This window comes from Schaalia hyovaginalis, assembly GCF_014208035.1.
GTDB lineage: Bacteria > Actinomycetota > Actinomycetes > Actinomycetales > Actinomycetaceae > Pauljensenia > Pauljensenia hyovaginalis.
Window position 1 is genome coordinate 2,416,290 of record NZ_JACHMK010000001.1, and the last position, 15,621, is coordinate 2,431,910.

Sequence of the window (15,621 nt, forward strand, 5' to 3'; positions counted from 1 at the left end):
CCCTCCCCCGTCGCATTCAGTCCCCCGTTGCACCCTCGGCCCCGATCGCCGAGGGCGCAACCCCTGAAAGGCGTCTCCCCGTACCCGCCGCTCGCACCGCCTCCGCAACACCCTCATCGCCTCCGTCGCGGCACTGGCGCTGGCGCCTCGCAGACCGGCGCGTCCTCGGCCCCGGCCGGATCGACCGCGAGCATCACCTCGCTCGCCGACACGAGCTACACCTCGTCGGACGGGACGAGCGTGACGATCACCCAGGGCTCATACGGCTCCGGATCCGACGCGGCGACCTACTACGTCGCGGACGTGGTGGTCTCGGACGCCACGGGCTTGAGGTCGGCCTTCGCGGACAACGCCTTCGGCGAGAACATCACCGCCCTCGTATCCGACATCGCGGCGCAGAACAACGCGGTGCTCGCCATCAACGGCGACTACTACGGCTTCCGCGACACCGGCATCGTGATCCGCAACGGCGTGATCTACCGCGACGAGGGCGAACGCGAAGGCCTGGCGATCTACCGGGACGGCAGCATGAGGGTCTACGACGAGACCGCGACCGACGCCCAGACCCTCCTCGACGAGGGCGTGTGGCAGACCCTCTCCTTCGGCCCGGCGCTGGTCGAGGACTCGCAGATTGTCGACGGCATCGACTCCGTCGAAATCGACACGAATTTCGGCAATCACTCGATCCAGGGCGATCAGCCCCGCACTGCGATCGGGATCATCGACGACAACCACTTCGTGTTCGTCGTCGTCGACGGCCGCTCCTCGACCTCGGCCGGGGTCACGATGAGCGAGCTCGCGCAGATCATGGTCAACCTCGGCGCGACGACCGCCTACAACCTCGACGGCGGAGGCTCCTCCGAGATGTGGTTCAACGGCGAGGTCGTCAACTCTCCTTCCAATGGCGGCGAACGCGCCACCAGCGACATCCTCTACATCGGGAGCGCACAATGATCGTACTCATCCCCGCTTTCCGCCCGGACACCCGGCTCGCCCGCCTCGTCCTCGACCTGCACCGCGCGGACCCGTCGATTCAGGCCGTCGTCGTCGATGACGGCTCGGGCCCGGACTACGCCGTCTACTTCAACGCGGCCCGCGCCGCGGGCGCCGACCTCGTCCCCCACGTCGTGAATCGCGGGAAGGGGGCCGCGCTGCGCACCGGGATCGCCCGGGCCGCCGAGTTGCGCCCCGGCGAGCCCGTGGTCACCGCGGACGCGGATGGGCAGCATCTCGTCGAAGACATCCTCGCAGTCGGGCGCGAGTGCGAGGAGACCGGGCAGATCGTCCTCGGCGTCCGCAGCTTCGACGGCGACGTCCCGTTCCGCTCGAAGTTCGGCAACGACGCGACCGCCCTCGCATTCCGCCTGGCGACGGGCGTCCGCCTCCCCGACACGCAGACCGGCCTGCGGGCCTTCCCCGCGGGCGACCTCCACTGGCTGCTCGAGGTCCCCGGCGACCGCTACGAGTACGAGCTCTCCGTGCTCCTCAAGGCCGCTGAATCCGGTCTGCCCTTCATCCAGCATCCGATTCGGACGATCTACGAGGAGGGCAATGCCACCTCGCACTTCCGGCCCCTTCGGGACTCGGCGCGCATCTACGCCCCCCTCGTGAAGTTCTCCGCCTCCTCCCTGGTCGGTGCCGTGGTGGACTACGTCGGGGTCATCGGCCTCCATGCGCTGATCGGCGGGCTCCTCATTCCCGTCGTCGCGGCGAGAGCGCTCTCCGCCGGCGTGAACTTCGCGCTCAACCGGCGCGTCTTCCATGCGCGCCGGGGAACGGTCATGCGCACGGCCTCAAGTACGCGGTCCTGGCCCTGGGGCTCCTGGGGGCGTCCTACGTCGCGCTCAAGGCCGCGCTCGCCCTCGGCCTCGCACTGTGGCTGGCCAAGCCGATCGTGGATGTCTCGTTGTATGCCGCGTCCTACCGGATCCAGCGCTCCTGGGTGTTCGCGGAGCGGACGAGCGCTTGTTCGGCGGGGGCCGAGGGCGGGGCCGCCGGTCTCGCGCCGGCGGGCGGCGCGGCTGCGGGTGGGGTGAGCGCCCCGTCGTCATACGCCGATGTCCACAGGCCCTCCCTTCGCGAGCGCCTCGCCCGTTTCGTCGCGGGCCGACCGAGCACCGCGCTGTAGGGGACTCGGGCGGGCGCCCCGGCGGGGGCGCCCGCCCGGGCTTCCCCCGTCGATAGACTGTGCATGATCCGCAGCCGAAGGAGAGATATGAGCGTCGAGATCGTCACCGAGTCCACCCCTGAGCTTGTGGAGGCGATGGAGCGCCTCATCCCGCAGCTCTCCCGCTCCGCCAAGCCCCTGTCCGCGGGGGACGTCGAGCGCTTCGTCGCGCAGCCCTCGGTTCACCTCTTCGTGTTCCGTTCCGAGGCAGCCGATGATCCCGCTCGGAAGCCGATCCTCGGAATGCTGTCGCTCGCCACCTTCGAGATCCCGACGGGCGTGCGCGCGTGGGTCGAGGACGTCGTCGTCGATGAGGCCGCCCGCGGCCAGGGCGCGGGCCTCGCCCTCGTCGAGGCCGCCCTTGCGCATGCGAAGGCCGTCGGTGCACGCACCGTCGATCTGACGAGCCGCCCGGCGCGCGAGGCCGCGAATCGCCTCTATCGCCGCGCCGGCTTCGTCCAGCGCGAGACCAACGTCTACCGGGTCGCATTGGAGGGCTGAAGCCCCGGACTCGACGCGCCGCCCCGCCGCACCGGCGGGGCGGCGCTCGTCATTGACGGGCCCCTCTTCACCGGGGTCCGCGCCCGGCGGGCCCGCCGTCCGAGGGCCCGTCTCCGCAGGATCCGGGGCCCGTTCGCGCGCCCCTTCCACAAAAGATTTACTTAGCTTAGCCTTACCTTACACATAATGGAGATCCCCTCCGACCGGGCCCAATGCACGAAAGGACAAGCGACATGACTGACAACGCCGTCACCGAGATCCTCGAGACGAAGCGCGAGGACGCGATCCTCGCCCCCAATTCCAACCACCACCCGGGAATCCACCCGACCACCGCCTTCCAGCTCGCAGTCGAACTCGAGGGCTGAGCGCATGAGGCGAGGGAGCGGGAAGGGCATCGTCCAACTGTGCGCGGGCGAAGAGGACTCATACGCGCGCAGGTCCGACGGGACTCTGATAAAAGGCCCCCGTCGCGATCTGGAGGCCCTCGGAGCCTGCCCGAACGACGCCCTTCCCCTCCCCTCCCCCAGCAGCGGAGGCGGCCGGACCTCTCCGGCCGCGCGCGCCCGCTCCGCGGGCATCGACGCCGCCCTCGTCCTCCTCCTCATCGTCTCGATGCTCCTCGCATGCGGCATCGGGGCGGTCGAAGTCCACCCGGGGATCACCCTGCGGATCGTCCTCGAGCACCTCACCCCCTGGCAGTGGAGCGTCCTGCCAGCCCCCGGCCCCGTCGACGAGGGCATCATCTGGAGCACCCGCCTCCCCCGCAGCCTCGTGGGCGCCGCCTGCGGCGCGGGACTGGCCGTCACGGGACTCGCCGCCCAGTCGACTCTGCGCAACGTCCTCGCCGACCCCTACATCCTCGGCATCTCCGCCGGGGCCTCGACCGGGGCGGCGGCCGTCATGGTCTTCGGACTGCGCATGGCGGGCAGCCCCGTCCGCCTCGGCGTCGGCGCCGGGGCCTTCATCGGCTCCCTCGTCTCACTCGCCCTCGTCATGACCCTCGCCAGAGGGGCGGGACGACTGACCAACACGCGGGTGATCTTCGCCGGGATGGCGGTGAACTTCTTCTTCTCCGCCCTCACCAGCCTCATCATCATGCTCGCGAAGGACCCGACGACGACCCGATCGGTGGTCTTCTGGATGCTGGGCTCCCTCTCCGGAAGCCACTGGCCCGAGGTCGCCATCGCGGCGAGCGCCAGCGGGGCCGGGATCCTCGGGCTCATCGCCACCGGACGCCGCATCGACGCCCTGTCCCTCGGGGACGACGTCGCGCGCACCCTCGGCGTCGACCCCCAGCGCCAGCGCTTCCTCGTCTTCCTCCTCATCTCCCTCATCATCGCCTTCCTCGTCGCCCTGACGGGGACGATCGGATTCATCGGACTCGTCGTCCCGCACCTGGCGAAAAGACTGCACGGGGGGATCTTCCGGCGCTCCGCCCCCGCCTGCGCATTGACCGGGGCGATCATCATCGTCCTCGCCGACCTCCTCGCGAGGATCGCCGTCGCCCCCGGCGAGATGTCGATCGGAGTCATCACCTCGCTGCTCGGAGCGCCCCTGCTCATGCTCCTCATCGGACGCGACGCGAGGAACGACGAATGACGACGACCGCCCCCGCCTTCCGGATCGAGGGCCTCAGCGTCAAATACGGCTCGACCCTCGCCCTCGACTCCCTCAACGCCGAGATCCCGCACGGCATCGTCACCGGACTCGTGGGCCCCAACGGCTCGGGGAAGACCACCCTCCTGCGCACGATGTACGGGGCCCTCACCCCCTCGCAAGGACGCGTGCTCCTCAACGGCCGCCCCCTGGCCTCCCTCACTCCTCGAACGATCTCGCGCGAGATCAGCGTCGTCGTCCAGCAGTCCTTCACCCCTCACCGGATGAGCGTCCTCGACGAGGTGCTCCTCGGGCGCATGCCCTTCGTCCCCGACTTCAGCCCCTATCGCGATGAGGACCGCAGGCTCGCCCTGGAGGCCCTCGAAGCCGTGGGGATGAGCGACAAGAGCCGGCGGCGCTCCGACGAGCTCTCCGGCGGCGAGCGCCAGCGCGTCGTCATCGCCAGGGCCCTCGCGCAGGGGAGCCGATGCATCCTCCTCGACGAGCCCACGAACCACCTCGACATCCGCTACCAGCACGAGGTCCTCGGACTGCTGCGCGACCTCGGCCGCACGGTCGTCGTCGTCCTGCACGACCTCAACATGGCCGCGCGCTACTGCGACAGGGTCCACATCCTCAGCGCGGGCCGAATGCACTCCGTCGGACCCGCCGAACAGGTCCTCCTCGAGAGCACCATCGCCGAACTGTACGGCGTCGCCGCCTCGCGGATCGAGCACTGCGGCAGGCCGCAGTTCCTCTTCACCTCACCCACTCGATAGCAAGGAGAATCCCATGACGCTCAGACCCTCGTTCCTCGCCGCCGCGACCTGCGCGGCCCTCGCCCTCGCGGGCTGCTCGACGGGCACCGGCGCCGCCGACCGCCAATCGGCGGGGAACAGCGCCCCCTCGAACGCCGCCTACCCGATGAAGGCCTCATTCTGCGGACAGGAGGTCGCCGTCGGGCGCGAGCCCGCTCGGATCATCGGCGCGGGGCGCGAAGGAGTCGCGAACATCGTCTCCGCCGGAGCGGCGGACAGGATGGTCGCCCGATTCGGCGAGCACGGCGCGCTCTACGGCCCCCGCATCGAGGACGAGCTCAAGAGCCTCTCCGGCATCGAGGAGGTCGCCTCCGGAGGAGGCGAGGACCACGGATCCATCAGCTTCGAGCGCGTTCTCGAACTGCAGGCGGACATGATCTACGGATCGGCCCTCGGCGAGGGCGACCTGAGCATCGACAACCTCGCGAACAACGGGATCGCGGGCGTGATGCCGCCGAGCAGCTGCGCCTACGCCTTCTCCGGGGCGAAGAGCGACTTCGCGGACCTCGACGCGATCCCCGCCCACATCCGGGAGCTCGGAGCCCTCCTCAACACCGGGGAGAGGGCGAACGCGAATGCGAGCGCGATGGAGGCCGACCTGGCGGCGGCCCGCGAGGAGGGCGGGAGGCTCCCCGAGCTCAAGGCCGCCGGCCTGTACTACTGGGACTCGTCCGACGACCTCTTCGCCTACGGCGCCAACTCGACGATCCAGGGGATCTTCGACGCCGCCCGCCTGAAGAACGTCGTCAACCCCTCCTACGACGCGATGTTCAACGGCGCCATCTCGCCCGAGACCATCGTCAAATCGAATCCCGACGTCCTCATCGTCACCACGGGGGAGAGCGGGATCACCCTCGAGGACTCGCTGGCCCGTTTGGAGAAGATCCCGGGGATGACGCAGACCGCCGCCTTCAAGAACAAGAGGATCATCGAGCTGCCCTCCGGGGCCGCCTACCCGACCGTCGAGGCGATCGACGCCGCCCGGGAACTCGTGAAGAAGCTCGCGGAGCAGTGAGCACGGAAGGCCCGGGAGGGAGCATGAGCATGAGCACAGCGGGGAGGCGGCAACGCGCGGTCTTCGAAGCGGCCGGGGTGAGTCCCGCGGTCCTGATCGCACCGGTTCTCGCCGGCATGGCCGCGAGCGCCCTCCTCGTCGCAAGCGCCCTGGTGAATTCGATGATCTTCTCCGAGTTGCTGGGCGGACGCGACCCCTACGCGTTGACGAGGTCGATCGCGCTGCTCGCCCTGCTCCTCATCCTCATCCCCCTCCTGGGCCTCCTGCGCGCTTACATCGCGAACCGGCTCGGACTGCTGCTCAAGGTGGAGCTGCGGCGCCGGATCCTCGCCGACATCGACGAGCGCGGGCCGATGCGCCTGAGCTCCTCGCGCGCCGGAGCGCTCGAATCGCTGATGGTCGACGGGGTCGAGGCCATCGAGCCCTACTTCGGCTCCTACCTCCCGCAGATCGCCGTCACCGCCCTGACGGCGGGCCCCCTGTGCCTCTGGATCGGAACCGTCAGCCCGGTGATCGGCATCGTCCTGTTCCTGTGCGCGATCGCCGCGTTCCTCGTGCCGAGGCTGTGGGACCGCGCCCTCGCCGAGGAGGGCCAGGCCCACTGGGGCGCCTACGAGGATCTCAACAGCGATTTCGTCGACGCGATGATGGGGATGACCACCCTGAAGTCCTTCGGGGCGAGCCGGGCCTACGGTCGCAGGCTCGCGGAGAGGTCGAAGGAACTCTTGCGGACGACCCTGTCGCAGCTGAGGATCTCCCTGGGCGAGACCGGCGCCTCGGCCGCCGTCATGGTCCTCGGCCCCGCGATCGCCCTCCTCATCGCCTCCTACGAGGTGCACCGAGGCGCCTACGGCGTCGAGCGCCTCTTCTTCATCACACTGCTGTCCATCGAGGTGTTCCGGCCCCTGCGCGACCTCGCCAATGCGTTCCACGCCGGCTATTTCGGCCTGAGCGCGGCGACGCAGATCCATGAGCTCCTGCGCGGGAGGGCTCCCGATCGGGTCGTTCCCGAGCGCCGCGCCCTGCCCGAGGGGCGCCCCGCCGACATCGAGGCCCGCGCGGTGTCGTACACCTACGAGGGCGCGCAGGCCCCCGCCCTGAGCGGAGCCTGCCTGCGGATCCCCCAGGGGCGATTCCTCGCCGTCATCGGCGGATCCGGTTCGGGCAAGTCGACCCTCATCGGCATGATCCTCGGCCTCGACTCCCCGGAGGCGGGGACGATCACGATCGGAGGGGAGCCCGCGACGAGCGTCGACATCCCGTCGGTGATCTCCCTGGTGCCCCAGTCCCCCGTGATCTTCCCCGGAAGCGTCGAGGAGATCCTCGCAGCGGCGGCACCGGGGGCGACGCGGGAGGAGATGCTCGAAGCGCTGACCCTCGCCCGCGCCTACGGGCTCCACGAGAAGCGGGGTCCCGCAGCGGCGGGCGAGGGCGCCGCGCTCCCGGACGACCTCCTCCTCCGCGTCGAGGAGGGCGGGGCCAATCTGTCCGGGGGGCAGCGCCAGCGCCTGGCCATCGCCCGGGCCCTCGTCAGACGGCCGAGGATCCTCATCCTCGACGAGTCCACCTCGGCGCTGGATTCGGACACCGAGGCCCGGATCCTGTCCGGCCTGCGCGAGGCGCTTCCCGACATGACCCTCGTCCTCGTCACCCACCGCATGGAGGTGGCGGCGGGCGCCGAGGAGGCCGTGCGCCTCAGCGCCGGGAGGATCGTCTCCTCCGGGCGTCCCGACGAGGTCATCGGCGCCGCCCCCGCCCCCGCGCCCCTCCAAGGAATCGAGAAGCGATGAAACAGACCTTCAGGGACCTCATCTCCATCATGGGACGCCTCGGGCAGTTCCGGCGCTTGTTCATCGGCTCCGTCCTCGTCATCGCCCTCCACCAGATCGCCCTCATCCTCGTCTCGGTGGTGAGCGTGTGGATCACGACGAGGCTGGTGTCCGAGGAGCATCCCCGCCTCCTCCTCCCCTTCCTCGCCCTGTTCTGCCTCGCGATCGCCCACGCCCTCGGCTACCTCTACGACGCGTGGTGGTCCCACCAGCTCGCCTACCAGATCCTCGCGCGCATGAGGATCGACCTGTACGCGGCGATCCAGAGGATCGCGCCCCGGGGCCTCGCCGGGCGCAGGACCGGGGATCTGACGGCCGCCGCGATGAACGACATGGAGCAGTTGGAGTGGTTCTACGCCCATACGGCCCCCGTGGCCGTCGCGGCCCTCATCAACACGATCCTCATCGAGTCCGTCCTCATCGTCCTCATCGGACCGCTGGCCCTGCTCGTCCTCGTCTCGGTGATCCTGCCGGTCCTCGTGCCCTGGCTCTTCGCCCCCGTGCAGCGCAGACAGGGCGAGAGGGTGCGCGCGGGCCTGTCCGCCCTGAAGTCCCTCGGCCTCGACTCCGTGGTCGGCGCGCGCGAGCTGTACGCCCTCGGGCAGCGCGAGGAGCACGGGCGCCGCGTCTTGGAGGCGAGCGCCGGGGTGCAGCGCGACAAGCTCGCCCAGGCGATGCGCAAGAGCCTCGAATCCGCCGTGTCGGCCTTCGGCGCGGCGGCGGTCAGCATCGGGATCCTCGCCGTTCTCACGGGGAGGGTCGTCGAGGGCTCCTACCCCGCCCAGCAGCTGCCCGTCGCCGTCATCCTCGTCGCAATGGCGACCCTTCCGGTCCTCTCCCTGGCGGGGATGCTCGAGATCATGGGGGAGGTGTCCTCCTGCGCCCACCGGATCAACGAGGTCCTCGGCGCCCCGGATCCGATCCCCGGCGCGCCGCTCGACCTGCCCCTCGTCGAGGGCGAGGAGGAGGCCGCCGTCAGCGACTCCGCGACCTACCGCTACGAGGGGGAGGCCGCTGTGAAGAAGGTGAGTCTGCGGGTCCCCGGGGGCCGGACCGTCGCGCTCGTCGGCCCCTCCGGGGCGGGAAAGTCGACCTTCGCCCATCTCCTCATGCGCTTCATGGATCCCGATTCGGGCGGCGTCCGCTTCTCCGGGCGCGATCTGCGCAGCCTCGATCCGGATGAGCATCGTCTCGATGTCGCCCTCGTCCCGCAGAACGGCCACGTGTTCTCCGGGAGCTTTCGCTCGAACCTCCTCCTGGCCGACTGGGACGCCGACGACGACAGGATGTGGGAGGCGCTCCGGGCGGCCGGCCTCGAGGGCCTCGTCGAAGGGCTCGGCGGCCTCGACGCGCCGGTCGGCGACCGGGGAACCGCGCTGTCGGGGGGCGAGAGGCAGCGGGTGGTGCTCGCACGGGCCTTCCTGCGCCAGCCCCGCCTGCTGATCCTCGACGAGCCCTCGGCCAATCTCGATCCGGAGTTGGAACGGGAGATCACCGAATCGGCGACGCGGCTGCGCCGGGGACGGACGACCCTGGTGATCTCGCATCGCCTCGCCTCCCTCGCCGACGCGGAGTCCATCTGGGTGCTCGATTCGGGCAGGGTCGTCGCGCACGGCTCTCACGAGGAGCTCGAGCGCACCAGCGCGGACTACAGGCGCATCCTGGCGGATCAGTCGATCCGGGAATAGCGCGGGACGGCGCCGATTCCGCCGCGGACGGGCGCCGATGGCGCGGACGCGCCGGAGGGGCGCACGCGCATCGGCGCCGCCCGGCGCTCAGAACTCGAACCCCTCGCGGAGCAGCGCTCAGAACTCCTCGTAGACGGCCGGATCCTGATCCGCCTGCCGCCCGTCGGGCCTGGCCAGCGAGGAGATCCGCGCCATCTGCCCCTCATCGAGGGCGAAGTCGAAGACGGCGAGATTCTCACGCTGACGCGCCTGGCTCGCGGCCTTCGGGATCGGGATCGCCCCCAGCTGGAGGTGCCATCGCAACACGATCTGGGCGACCGACCGCCCCGTCTCACGAGCCAGATCGGCCAGGATCGGCTCGTCGACGACGCGCAGTTTGCGCGCGAGCGGACTCCACGACTCCGTGCGGATCCCGAGGCTCTCGTGGAAGGCGCGCGCCCGGGCCTGCGGGAAGTAGGGGTGGAGCTCGATCTGGTTGACGCTCGGGAGCTCCCCCACCTCGTCGCGCAGCCGCTCGAGATGGGCCGGCAGGAAGTTCGAGACCCCGACCGAACGGATCAGTCCGCGCTTCTTGAGGTCGACGAGCGCCCAGAAGGCCTCGACGTACAGGCCCTGCTTCGGGTTCGGCCAGTGGATGAGGTACAGGTCCCAGTAGTCGAGGCCCGCCCGGTACAGGGATTCCTCGACGACGCGGACCGCCTCCTCGTAGCGCTGATGGCGCCCCGGGAGTTTGGAGACCAGGCGCAGGTCCTCGCGCGGAGCGCCCGACCTTCGCACCGCACGGCCGAGCGCGCCCTCGTTCTCGTAGTTCACCGCGGAATCGATGAGGCGGTAGCCCATCCTGATGGCCGATTCGATCGATGAGGCGCCCGCGGAGCCCCACAGGCGATAGGTGCCCAGACCGATCGGAGGGAGGGTCGTCCCATCGTTGAGGACGGCTTCGTCAAGGGGGGAGATCGACATGCCCTCAGCATAGGCGGCTCTAGGATGGGCCCATGGGCTACTTCGAGTACGACGAGCGCACGCTCCACGCGATCGATTACCGTCATTTCCTCCTGGATTCCCCCTCCCCGTACCACGCGGCCGACCTCGTCGCGCAGCGTCTCGAGGATGCGGGCTTCGCGCGCCAGGACGAGCGCGACCCCTGGGACGCCTCCCCGGGCGGTCACGTCATGGTCCGCAACGGCGCGGCCATCGCCTGGGTGGTGCCGAAGAGGATCGACGAGGGCGCGGCCTTCCGCATCGTGGGGGCGCATACGGACTCCCCGGCCTTCAAGATCAAGCCCTCGCTCACTTCTTCGACCCCGGACGGGTGGTCGCTCATCGATGTCGAGGTCTACGGCGGCATGATCTGGAACTCGTGGCTCGACCGCGAGCTCGCGATCGCCGGGCGCCTCATCATGGCCGACGGATCATCCGTGCTGGTCAGAACGGGCGCACTCGCCCGGATCCCCCAGCTCGCGATCCACCTCGATCGCGGGGTGAACCCCGAGGGCCTGCACCTCGACCCGCAAAAGCACCTCCACCCCGTGTGGACGGTCGACGATCCCAACGCGGACCTCCTCTCGCAGATCGCGCGCTGCGCGGGCGTCGAGGCCTCCGAGATCGTCTCCCACGACCTCATCCTCGTCCCGCAGCAGGGACCCGAGACCTTCGGCGCGAAGGGCGAGTTCTTCGCCGCCGGCCAGCAGGACAACCTCTCCTCGGTCCACGCCGGGCTCACCGCCCTCGAGCGCCTCATCGGGGCGGGGATCCCCGATGCGGGGGATGTCCTCGTCTTCGCCTGCTTCAACCATGAGGAGATCGGCTCGGAAACCCGATCGGGCGCGGCGGGCCCGATCCTGCAGAGCGTCCTCGAGCGCACCGCTGCCGCCCTCGGCCGCGACCTCGACGGGCGCGCCCGCATGTTCGCGGCCTCGTCGTGCATCAGCGCCGACGCCGCGCATTCGGTCCACCCGAACTACGCCGAGCACCACGATCCGGCGACCCGCCCGGTGATGGGGCGCGGCCCGGTGCTGAAGATCAACGCGAATCAGCGCTACGCGACCGACGCGGAATCCATCGCCGTATGGACCAGGGCGTGCCGGGCCGCCGGGGTGCCCGCGCAGAACTTCGTGTCGAACAATGCGATGCCCTGCGGGTCGACGATCGGACCGATCACGGCAACGCGCCTGGGGATCGCCACGGTGGACGTGGGCGTCGGGCTGCTGTCGATGCACTCGGCGCGCGAGATGAGCCACGTCGACGACCTCATCGGCATGTCGAAGGTCCTCGAGGCCTACTGGGCCGGGGCCTGACCCGCCCCACGCGCGGGCCGGGCCCGCCTCCAACGCGAGCGCGGCCGCCCGGCCCCGCCCTTTCAGGAGACGAAATCGGCCTCGACGGAGCCGGTGAGCGCCTTCGCGATGAGGCGGGTGAAACGCGGGTTCATCTCCGGGAGGGCGTCGGCGCGGACGAAGACCGCCTCGGTGTTCTCCCCGTCCGCGGGATGCGGCTCGCCTAAGGCCCATTCGAGGACGAAGGCCGTGTCGAGGTAGCTCGCCCGGTCCCCGTTCGCGTAGACGAGGGGGCCGACGACATCGAGGCCGATGAGCCGGTCGACGCGGGCCTCGACCGCCGCCTCCTCGAGGGTCTCCCTCAGGGCCGCGACGGCGGGCTCCTCGCGCGGGTCGACGATGCCCGTGATCGGCGTCCACCACCCGTTGTCGGCCCGTCTCACGCAGAGCACCTCGACCTCGGCCGGGTCCGCGACGCCCCTCGACCAGCCGGGCTCGGCGCCCGCGGGATCGAGCGCCCGGCGCAGGACGATCGCGGTCGTGCCCGGGAGCCAGAGCTCGCTCGTGCCGATCTTCTCGCGGAGATCGAGGATGAACTGCGGAGTCGTCATGCCCGAATGCTACTCGCGCGGGTTCCCCGGCTCCGCGCCTACCGGGTCACATGATCGTGAACAGGGGGACGAGGAGGATCTTGACGACGATCGAGAATGCGAAGAGGGTCGCGTAGGCCCCTTCGATCCGCTCGTCGGCGACCCGGGCGTCGGCGGCCTGGAGGACAGCTGGCTGCCCGAGGAATCCCGCGACGCCGCCCGCGGCCCTCGGCGCGGACAGTCCCGCGATCCTCGCGCCCAGCGCCTGCGCGATGCAGCAGATGGCGGTGATGACGACGCCCAGGAGCGCGGCCTTCGGGCCCAGGGGGCTCGCGAGCATCGCGGCGACGTCGGGTCCCGCGTTGAGACCGAGGGCGGCCAGGAACAGGAGGAGGCCGATCTGGCGGATCGTGAGGTTGGCGGCCGAGGGGAGCGACCACACGATCGGGCCGGTCCGCCGCAGGGCTCCCAGGAGCATCCCGACGATGAGGGGGCCCGCGGCCGAACCGAGTTGGAAGGTGGTCTCCGGGCCGACCGGGAAGGGAATCGCCCCGAGGAGCATCCCGAGGACGAGGCCGATCCCGAAACTCATCGCGTCGACTTCCGAGACGCGCCTCTCGGAGTCGCCGAGCCAGGACTGGATGGCGTCGAGTTCCTCGGTGGGGACGACGACGGCGACGTGATCGCCGAGCTGGAGGTCGAGATCGTCGCGGGCGAGGAGGTCCAGGTCGCCCCGCCTCACCCGCGTGATCACCGCGCCGAAACGGGCCGCGACGTTGAGGGAGGTGATCGAGCGCCCGGCGAGATCCGGGTTCGAGACGACGATCCTCTCGAAGGCGACGTCGGAGCGGTCGTCCTCGAGGCGATGATCGTGCACGGGGTCGCCGATCTCGGCGGCGGCTTCTTCGATATCGGCGGGTTCTCCGACGAGGAGCACGAGATCGCCCTCGAGCAGGTCCTCTCCGGGCACGACGACCCGCGTGCACCCGTCCCGGCGCAGGTAGGACATGCGCACGCGCTGGTCGCGCCATGCCTTCACGCGCCTGGTCGACACCGTTTCGGCGACGCGGACGGTCAGGGTTTCCAAGCTGACGCCCGCGAGGGAGGGGGTGTCCTTCTCGCCGCGCCAGGCGCGCGTCACGGTCATCGTCACGACGACGATGCCCATGAGCACGCCGATCGGGTATCCGAAGGCGTAGCCGACGGCCGCCTGCGGATCGCCGGTGAGCCGCGTCGCCGCGTCGAGGGCGGGCGCGGCCGTGAGGGAGCCGGTGAACAGGCCGAGCGTGAGGCCTTCGGGCAGCGCCAGGAGGCGTCCGCCGCCGATCGCGATCCCCGCGCCGAGGACGCAGACGAGGACGCAGGTGAGGAGGAGGGAGGTCTGCTTGCGCAGGTCCTCGAAGAATGTCGAGCCCGCGGAGACGCCGACCGTGTAGACGAAGAAGGCGAGGCCGATCTGCTGGACGATCTGCATGCCCTGCCCCGCTTCGGGGTTCCAGGCCGAGACGGCCAGCCCCACGAAGAGCGCGCCCGCGGCGCCGAATCGGAGCGGGCCGAAGCGGATCGCCCCGAGGGCGGCGCCGATTCCGACGACGCCGAAGAGCGTGAGGAGGTGATTCGCCGTGAGGAGGGAGCCCATGGCTTCAGAGTAGTCGCGCGTTTCCCGGACCCGTTCATGAGGAGCGCAACGGGGCCCGGGAGGCGGAGGAGGCCGGGGCGCGCGCTCTTCGCCGGGGACTTGACCCTCACGCGGCGTGAGGGTGCACGCTGGTCCCATGATCGATGCGGAGAGCAACGGCCCCGAGCGCCTCTACACCGTCGGCGAGGTCTCCGACCTCGTCGGCCTCAGCGTCCGCGCTCTCCACCATTGGGAGCACGAGGGGGTCGCCGCGCCCTCGACGCGCTCGGCATCGGGCTACCGCCTGTACTCGCGCGCGGACGTGGCGCGCATCCAGCACGCCCTCGTCTACCGGGAGACCGGGATGCCGCTCGCGAGGATCGCCGAGGCCCTCGACGCGCCCGATTCTCCGCTCGATCACCTCATCCGCCAGCGCGCGCTGCTCACCGAGCGCATCTCACGCCTGAAGGCGATGCTCGGCGCAGTCGATGCGCTCATCAACGCGAAGGAGACGCGCATGACGACCCCTGAATACGACGCGAAGGTCCTGGGAAGCGACTGGAGCGAGGACCCCTACGAGGGCGAGGCCCGCGAGCGCTGGGGGACGAGCGCGCAGTGGGAGCAGGCGCAGCGCACGCGCGCCGAGCGCGGCCCCGAGGGCGAGGCGGCTGCGGCGGCGCGGCTCGCCCGGGTGGAGGCCGAGCTCGCCGCGGCCTTCCGCGAGGGGGCCGAGCCCGGATCAGCGAGGGCGAATGAGCTCGCCGAGCAGCACCGCCGGGCCTTGGACTGGTACGAGGTCACGCCCGCCCGGCACGTCATCCTCTCGCGCATGTACCGCGAGGACCCCCGCTTCCGCGCCCGTTACGAGGAGCTCTCCCCCGGCCTCGCGCAGTGGCTCTGCTCGGTCATCGAGGAGAACGCCCGCGCCCTCGGCCTCGATCCCGCGACGGCGGCCTGGGACTGAGCGTCCGGGGGCGGCTCCCGTCTAGGATTCGGGCATGAGCGACGACTCCTCCCCGACCCCGCCCGGCGCGCACGCCGATGCCGTTTCCCCCGAGGAGCCGCAGATCCCGCGCGGCGCCCTCGCGGACTCCGATTCCGTTCGAGTCGACACCTGGCTGTGGGCGATTCGGCGCGTGAAGTCGCGCTCTCAGGCGACCTCGGCGGCGCGCGCGGGGCACGTGAAGGTCAACGGGGATACGGCGAAGGCCGCCCAGAAGGTGAGGATCGGCGACGAGGTGCGCCTGCGGGTCGAGGGCTTCGACCAGGTTCTGCGGGTCCGTCGCCTCCTGGTCAAGCGCGTCGGCGCTCCTCAGGCCCGGACGGCCTACGAGGACCTGACGCCGGAGCGCCCTCGTACGGTGATCCCCGTCGCCCGGCGCGAGCGGGGAACGGGCCGCCCGTCGAAGAGGGAGCGCCGGGACCTCGACAGGCTCCGAGGACGGGACTCGCATGTGCGCGCCCGGCTCGACCGCCCGGTGAGCGGAGATCCCCTCGATGTTGAAAGGTGATGACCTCGGCGG

The 15,621-nt window shown here is 70.6% G+C and carries 14 protein-coding genes and 1 pseudogene; 12 read left to right on the forward strand and 3 right to left on the reverse strand.

The features are described 5' to 3' along the window. Positions 1-144: 144 nt before the first annotated feature. From HD592_RS10750 to HD592_RS10785, 9 genes and pseudogenes are all read left to right on the forward strand, one after another. Positions 145-954, forward strand: a pseudogene (locus HD592_RS10750) (phosphodiester glycosidase family protein); the annotation flags it as partial. Then, positions 951-2,036, forward strand: coding sequence for a glycosyltransferase (locus HD592_RS10755; protein ID WP_184454027.1), 1,086 nt, complete (start codon positions 951-953; stop codon positions 2,034-2,036). The pseudogene HD592_RS10750 and the gene HD592_RS10755, both read left to right, overlap by 4 nt. Positions 2,037-2,215: 179 nt before the next feature. Then, the gene (locus HD592_RS10760) at positions 2,216-2,668 is read left to right on the forward strand and encodes a GNAT family N-acetyltransferase (protein WP_184454029.1); all 453 of its coding nucleotides are present in this window, start codon (positions 2,216-2,218) and stop codon (positions 2,666-2,668) included. 233 nt (positions 2,669-2,901) lie between these two features. After that, positions 2,902-3,033 (forward strand): hypothetical protein, encoded by a 132-nt coding sequence (locus tag HD592_RS12420; RefSeq protein ID WP_268833444.1) that lies wholly within the window; start codon positions 2,902-2,904, stop codon positions 3,031-3,033. A 4-nt stretch (positions 3,034-3,037) separates the two neighbouring features. Beyond that, positions 3,038-4,267: a FecCD family ABC transporter permease gene (locus tag HD592_RS10765; RefSeq protein ID WP_246430022.1), complete on the forward strand. Its 1,230-nt coding sequence runs from the start codon at positions 3,038-3,040 to the stop codon at positions 4,265-4,267. Next, positions 4,264-5,043, forward strand: coding sequence for an ABC transporter ATP-binding protein (locus HD592_RS10770; protein WP_184454031.1), 780 nt, complete (start codon positions 4,264-4,266; stop codon positions 5,041-5,043). Before HD592_RS10765 ends, HD592_RS10770 begins: the two co-directional genes overlap by 4 nt. Positions 5,044-5,056: 13 nt before the next feature. After that, positions 5,057-6,097, forward strand: a complete 1,041-nt coding sequence (locus tag HD592_RS10775) for an ABC transporter substrate-binding protein (protein WP_184454033.1) — start codon at positions 5,057-5,059, stop codon at positions 6,095-6,097. A gap of 29 nt (positions 6,098-6,126) precedes the next feature. Continuing rightward, positions 6,127-7,887, forward strand: a complete 1,761-nt coding sequence (locus HD592_RS10780; protein ID WP_184454035.1) for an ABC transporter ATP-binding protein/permease — start codon at positions 6,127-6,129, stop codon at positions 7,885-7,887. Next, the gene (locus HD592_RS10785) at positions 7,884-9,614 is read left to right on the forward strand and encodes an ABC transporter ATP-binding protein (protein WP_184454037.1); all 1,731 of its coding nucleotides are present in this window, start codon (positions 7,884-7,886) and stop codon (positions 9,612-9,614) included. The genes HD592_RS10780 and HD592_RS10785 overlap by 4 nt, the downstream gene beginning before the upstream one ends. Before the next feature lie 117 nt (positions 9,615-9,731). Here HD592_RS10785 and HD592_RS10790 read toward each other — a convergent pair whose 3' ends face one another. Further along, a complete protein-coding gene (locus HD592_RS10790; RefSeq protein ID WP_407822417.1) occupies positions 9,732-10,571 on the reverse strand; it encodes an aldo/keto reductase in 840 nt (279 codons plus the stop codon). Positions 10,572-10,609: 38 nt separating this feature from the next. Between HD592_RS10790 and HD592_RS10795 the strand changes: the two genes are divergently transcribed. Beyond that, positions 10,610-11,911 carry a M18 family aminopeptidase gene (locus tag HD592_RS10795; RefSeq protein ID WP_184454041.1) on the forward strand — a complete coding sequence of 434 codons (1,302 nt, stop codon included), beginning with the start codon at positions 10,610-10,612 and terminating at the stop codon, positions 11,909-11,911. A 62-nt stretch (positions 11,912-11,973) separates the two neighbouring features. Here the strand turns inward: HD592_RS10795 and HD592_RS10800 are convergent, their stop codons facing one another. Both HD592_RS10800 and HD592_RS10805 read right to left on the reverse strand, forming a co-directional pair. Further along, complete coding sequence (locus tag HD592_RS10800) at positions 11,974-12,501, reverse strand: NUDIX hydrolase (RefSeq protein ID WP_184454043.1); 528 nt, start codon at positions 12,499-12,501, stop codon at positions 11,974-11,976. Positions 12,502-12,547: 46 nt separating this feature from the next. Next, positions 12,548-14,119 carry an aspartate:alanine exchanger family transporter gene (locus HD592_RS10805; RefSeq protein WP_184454045.1) on the reverse strand — a complete coding sequence of 524 codons (1,572 nt, stop codon included), beginning with the start codon at positions 14,117-14,119 and terminating at the stop codon, positions 12,548-12,550. A gap of 136 nt (positions 14,120-14,255) precedes the next feature. Between HD592_RS10805 and HD592_RS10810 the strand changes: the two genes are divergently transcribed. Together HD592_RS10810 and HD592_RS10815 are read left to right on the forward strand one after the other, a co-directional pair. Further along, the gene (locus HD592_RS10810; RefSeq protein ID WP_184454047.1) at positions 14,256-15,062 is read left to right on the forward strand and encodes a MerR family transcriptional regulator; all 807 of its coding nucleotides are present in this window, start codon (positions 14,256-14,258) and stop codon (positions 15,060-15,062) included. 34 nt (positions 15,063-15,096) lie between these two features. Continuing rightward, complete coding sequence (locus HD592_RS10815) at positions 15,097-15,609, forward strand: RNA-binding S4 domain-containing protein (protein ID WP_184454049.1); 513 nt, start codon at positions 15,097-15,099, stop codon at positions 15,607-15,609. Positions 15,610-15,621: the final 12 nt, after the last annotated feature.